5 protein-coding genes are annotated in these 5,401 nt (G+C 63.5%); 1 reads left to right on the forward strand and 4 read right to left on the reverse strand.

What is annotated here, in order from left to right:
• From AB4037_RS34365 to AB4037_RS34380, 4 genes are all read right to left on the reverse strand, one after another.
• The coding region (locus AB4037_RS34365) for an ABC transporter permease (protein WP_441774636.1) at positions 1 to 1,130 on the reverse strand (1,130 nt) is incomplete at its 3' end.
• Positions 1,127 to 2,347 carry an ABC transporter permease gene (locus tag AB4037_RS34370; RefSeq protein ID WP_441774637.1) on the reverse strand — a complete coding sequence of 407 codons (1,221 nt, stop codon included), beginning with the start codon at positions 2,345 to 2,347 and terminating at the stop codon, positions 1,127 to 1,129. The genes AB4037_RS34365 and AB4037_RS34370, both read right to left, overlap by 4 nt.
• Position 2,348: 1 nt before the next feature.
• Entirely contained in the window at positions 2,349 to 3,257 is a 909-nt protein-coding gene (locus tag AB4037_RS34375) for an HlyD family secretion protein (protein WP_441774638.1), read from the reverse strand.
• 34 nt (positions 3,258 to 3,291) lie between these two features.
• The gene (locus tag AB4037_RS34380) at positions 3,292 to 4,752 is read right to left on the reverse strand and encodes a CoA transferase (RefSeq protein ID WP_441774639.1); all 1,461 of its coding nucleotides are present in this window, start codon (positions 4,750 to 4,752) and stop codon (positions 3,292 to 3,294) included.
• Positions 4,753 to 4,991: 239 nt separating this feature from the next.
• Between AB4037_RS34380 and AB4037_RS34385 the strand changes: the two genes are divergently transcribed.
• Positions 4,992 to 5,401: paraquat-inducible protein A (locus tag AB4037_RS34385; RefSeq protein ID WP_441774640.1), on the forward strand; the 410-nt coding region annotated here is incomplete at its 3' end.

The following is a 5,401-nucleotide window of genomic DNA, read 5'->3' on the forward strand; positions in this document are numbered from 1 at the left end:
CGGCGCCATTCGAGCAGGATGGCGAGCAAGGTATAGCCGATGGCGAGCGCCCACAGGCCCAGGAACTGAAACCGGACATCGTCGATCGAGGCACCCATCTCGACCACCTGGGTCATGCCGGTGATGGCCATGCTGCCGGGAATGAGCTGGGCCAGGGCGCGCAGGACAGGCGGCACCGCTTCGATCGGCCAGGAGAAGCCCGAGAGGAAGAAGAGCGGCATKCCGAGGGCCGCGGCCGTGAGCTGCACGGTCAGMGGCGAACGCAGCATCAGCCCGATCACCATGCCGAGTGCRCTGACCGACAGCACGAAGGGCAAGGCGAACAGTGCCATGGTGCCGAGGGTTCCCAGCCGGGGAATGTTGTAGAAATAGGGAAGCACGATGAAATAGAACGGCACCAGGAGCGCGGCCACGGTCAGATAGGCGGCGAGCTTGCCCAGAACCGTGGAGGTCGCGCCGACATTGGGCGCGCTCTGSCCGGCGACACCRGGCATGCCGGCGATGGTGGCGAGCAGGCAGACCGCGATCAACAGGGTCTGCTGCATGATGATGGTAAAGGCGCCCGGCAGCACATAGGTCGCATAGCCGCCCTGGGGATTGAACAGGGGAATGGAGACGAGCGGCATCGGGCTGGTTGCCGACGCCGCGACCGCCGGGTCGATGCCAAGCCCGATGAGGCGGGCCGTCTCGACTTCGGTGCCGAAAGCGCGGGCCACCGTATTCACGGCGCCGGCGACGCGTGAGTTGATCAGGAAATAGCTGGCATCGGAATAGAGGGAAATCGGCGAGGCGCGGCCATGCAGGAGGTCGCGCTCGAAATGAAGCGGGATCACCACYGCGCCGGAGAGCGTGCGTTTGAAGACTTCACGCTCGGCGGTGGCAAGRTTGGGCAGGGCCATCGCCACCGCGACATCCGAGGAGGCATCGAGCCSCCGYGCCAGTTCGCGGCTGGCGGTGGTGCCGTCGAGGTCCACCACCGCGATMGGCACGTCGCGCAGCGCCTCGTTGCGATAGGGTTGCGGRTAATAGACCGCGTAGATCAGRGCGGCGACGAACAGRGTCGAGAAGATCGCCTTGAGCGCGAAGATGCGCCCTAATTCGTGTCTGAAGGCCTTGAGGATACCGCTCATGCCCGCGCCTCCGCGCGCGCTGCCAAGGCAGCCCGCTTTTCAGCYTGGGTATGGCGGCCCATAAGCTCCAGCTTGAGGCCGGCCAGCAGCGCCAGGCCGATGACGAAGGCGAGCAGGATCGCGATGGGGTGCAGCGACAGATCCGGCGGCGTGCCCCGCAGCGTCTGGTCGATGCGGGCAGTCAGGTACCAGGTTCCCGGCAGCCCRGCGCTCCACCAATAGGCRAAGGCGTTCATGCCCAGGCGTGGGAAGCCGATCCCCATATAGCCGAAGGCAGGGGAAACGATCAGTGTTGCCAGGCTGAGGGCGGAGGCGACAGGCTTGATGAACAAGGTCAGCACCARGCCGTAGARCTGGCAGGCCAGAATATAGAGCGTGCCGGCCGCCAACAGCAGGAAGGGATTGCCGCGCAGCGGCAGGCCGAGGAGACCGAAMAGGATAGCGTCGCTAAGGCCGAGTACGCCGAGGAAGATCAGCGTATAGGGCARCATCTTGCCGGCCAGGGCCGGCCACAGGCCCTKGCCCAGCCGGCGCAGGATGCGCAGGCGATGGCGTGTTTGCGTATCGAGCCCGACGGCATAGACCGAGGACAGAACGATCACGATCTGCAGCACGGCCGGCAAGATGCAGGCGAGCAGGAAATGGGCGTAGTTCAGGGTCGGATTGAACAGGGCCTGCGTCTGCACGGGGATCGGCGTGATCGCCTGCTGGGCTGCTGCCGCCAGCGTGCCCCGGCTGGTTCGCAGCGAGATTCGCACAGCCCCCTCGACCGCGGGCACCGCATTGTTGACGCCGCGGGAGGCCAGGCCGCCGGGCGTCATCAGCTGATTGTTGTAGAARAACACGACCTGRGGCTGGCGGCCGGCAAAGACATCGCGCTCCAGGTTCTTGGGCAGCATCAACAGGCCATAGATCTTGCCGGACTGGATGGCCCGCTTGCCTTCGCCGAGATCGGCGACGCGCATGYCGATCGCGGTATCGGGCGTGGCATCGACGGTGCGGATGACCTGGCGCGACAACTCGCTGCCGTCGAGATCGAGCACTGCGATCGGCAGGCGCGTCACCAGGCCCGCGCTGAAGGTCACCGACAGCACCGCGATCAAGATCAAGGGGATGATCGTGGTCAGGCACAGCAGGAAGGGGCGGCGGCGCAGCCAGGCGAATTCCCGGCAGAACACCAGCCAGAAGCCGGCTCTGATGCGGCCAACACCGGTCATCTCAATGGCCTTGCCGGTTCCAGGCCGCGATGACGCTCATGCCTGGCCGCAATCCCTCCACGCGGTCGACAGGCTTGGCCCGGACTTCGAAGGTGCGCAGGTCGAAGTCCCCGGTGGCTCGGGTGGCCCGCCATGTCGCGAACTGGCCYTGSACATTGATGGTGGTGACATGGACGCTCAGCGTCTTGGTGSCCAAGGCGGGKATGGTGACCTCGAACTTGTCGCCGACCTTGAGCCCGGCCAGCAGGTCTTCACGCAGGTTGAAGGTGAACCAGGGATCATCGATATCGATCACCGAATAGATGGGCGCGCCGGCGCTGAAGTTCTCGCCGAGTTCGGCGACCCGTGTGGTCACCTGTCCRGAGATCGGRGCCTTGATGGTCATCTCGCTCACATCGGCCTSGCGTTGGCCGAGGCTGGCCTCGGCCTGCTTGACCTGAGCGGCCGACAGGGCTTTCTCCTCGTCGCTCGCACCCTTTTCCACCAGGCGCAGCTGCGCTTCGGCCGCTTCCTGCTTGCGGGTCGCAGCCTCGAGATTGCGGGTGGCCTCATCGACCCGCTGCTGGGGCGTRTTGCCGCTCCTGACCAGCGCGGCCTGGCGATTGGAGACTTCTTGATAGAGCACGACATCCGCCTTGGCGGCGGCGAGGTCGGCCTTGCGGGCATCGATGGTTTCCTGTCGCGTGCTGTTGACGCGTCCGAAATCGGCCTTGGCGACATTGAAGGCCGCCCGCGCTGCCAGCAGGCCGGCATCGAGCTGGGGGCTCTCCAATTGGGCGATCACGTCGCCTTGCTTGACATTGTCCCCGACATCGACGGCCAGCTTGGCGATGCGGCCGCCCACCCGGGCCCGACTGCTCGGGAACTTGACGTTGAAGCGCATAAGCCTGATTGGCGCAATCGAACTCATGCCAGTACTCAGTCATGCTCTCGACGCCGCTTGATCAGCGTGCAAGCCATTCAGGCATGCTGGAGCCGATCGGGTTGATGATCGGGTCGGCCCAGTATTCCGGCGTCTTCGACATCTCGACCTGGGAGCCGAGCCGGGTAAACTCCCCGAACGCCGTTTGCCCCGTCTGGAGATTGGGAGCCTGGGGTTTGTGATCATCTCCCAGCGCATCATAATTCATCAAGGTATCGGTATCGACCAGGCCGATTGCCTGTTCGAGCATGATGGTCTGGGAGAGATTGACCGATACGCGATAGCTGCCCCCCTCCCGGGCCCTGCGCAGCAGCGCCGCCTGGATGCCGATGGCCGCCAGATATCCTGTCATGAAATCGCAAACGACGTTGACGTCGTTCGGCAATTGAGGCTGGTCGGCCGAGCCGATGTCGCAGAACAGCCCCGTCAGCCCACCGCCGATGAAGTCATAGCCCATCCAGTCGGCCCAGGGGCCTTTGGGCGCGTTCAGGCTGAGATCGACGGCGATGATGCCAGGCCGGTGTTCGGCCAATGTCTTGGCGGAAAAGCCACGCCGGGCGGCCATATGCGGCCGGAGGTTTTGAACGAAGACATCCGCCTCTCGTGCGAGGGCATAGATGCTGCCGCGGTTCGCATCTTGCCTGACGTCCTTGAAGGCCTGCCTGATCCCGGCATAGCACTGCCAGTAGATGGACGGCAGTTCGACCCAGTGCACGGAGTTCAAGTTCAGACAGTCGGCGCCCTGCGCCGCAAGCTGGCGCAATACGGTGGGGCCGGCGACCACATGGGTCATGCCCAGAACCCGAAGCCCGGACAGGGGACGGGGCCCGCTCGGCAAGGGCTCGGCCGGGCTGTCGCCGATCTTCTCGATATGGATGAGAGGGGCGGCGGCGTTGTGGATATATTGCTCGGTCGCCCGATACTCCTCGCTTGTCCGGCAAATCGCCAGCGGCACACCGGCGTTCTGCGCCGCTTTCTCCAGATCGGCGGCATCCCACTGCCGTGTCGCAGCCTCGAGCTGCTCGGGTAGAATGCCGCAATTCAGCAGTTTACAGACCCGCTCGGTGTTCGAAGCGTAGAGCGCCGTCAGGATAACCCAGCGATTGTCACGCGTCGGCAGAAGCAAGGCGCCAAGCTGGCCAATGTTTCCTCCCATCATCTGAGAGGCCCCGTTCATCGTGGTGTACGGGGCCAGATTGGCCTGCCAGGGGCTCTGGGTCACATAGGACTTTCGCAGATCCACGTGAACATCCTGCCCCTCCCCCGTGCGCGCCCGCCACAAAATGGACGTTGCAATCGCATTGGCCGCGATGACGGCCGCCGACATCGAGCCGACCTTGATGTGCGTTCTGCGAACAGGATCCTTTCCGGCAAATGTGAGGCTCCCACCCTGATCGGATCTATCAAGGCCGGCTTCACGCAGAATAAGATCCACAACCTGCGTCAGGTCTTCGTGATTGTTGACGACGGGATAATTGAGCATGCCGGACTCATGGTTCGAAAATAGTCATATTGGCGAATTTCTAAGTAGTGATAGTAAGCTTTATACGAGCGATAATGCTCTAGTCGGTCGCTGTTTTCATACGACCCAGCCTGTTAGATCATACTGAAAACACCAGCATTAATACCGCCATATGGCAGTAGAGCCGGTAGAACGTGTTCGCTTATAGGAACTGGAAAGAGCGGACGGGCAAAAGGTATCCCTTGTTTCCGGCACATGACATGATGACCGGCCGGACAGATCGGGTGATCACCCCGACGACGCGAAGCTCCACCCAGATCATGGAGTGCCACGATTGCGGGCTGCTGCATGACGTGCCGCCGCTCAAGGACGGCATGCGGGCGCGCTGCTCGCGCTGCGGCGCCACGATGGAGCATTATCGCGCCATCTCGCTGAGTCACGCCTACGCCTATAGCTGGGCCGGTGCCATCTGTTTTGCCATGGCCAATTTCCTGCCCTTCATCAAGCTCGAAATATCCGGACGCGCGCAGGTGGCCAGCCTCGTCACCGGCATCAAGGCGCTCTACGACCAGGGATTGTGGGAACTGGGAATCGTCGTCGCCTTCACCATGCTGGTGGCGCCGGGCCTGCAGATTCTCGCCCGCCTCACGGTGCTGACCGGGCTGAGGAT

Source organism: Labrys sp. KB_33_2, from assembly GCF_052114505.1.
Classification (GTDB): domain Bacteria; phylum Pseudomonadota; class Alphaproteobacteria; order Rhizobiales; family Labraceae; genus Labrys.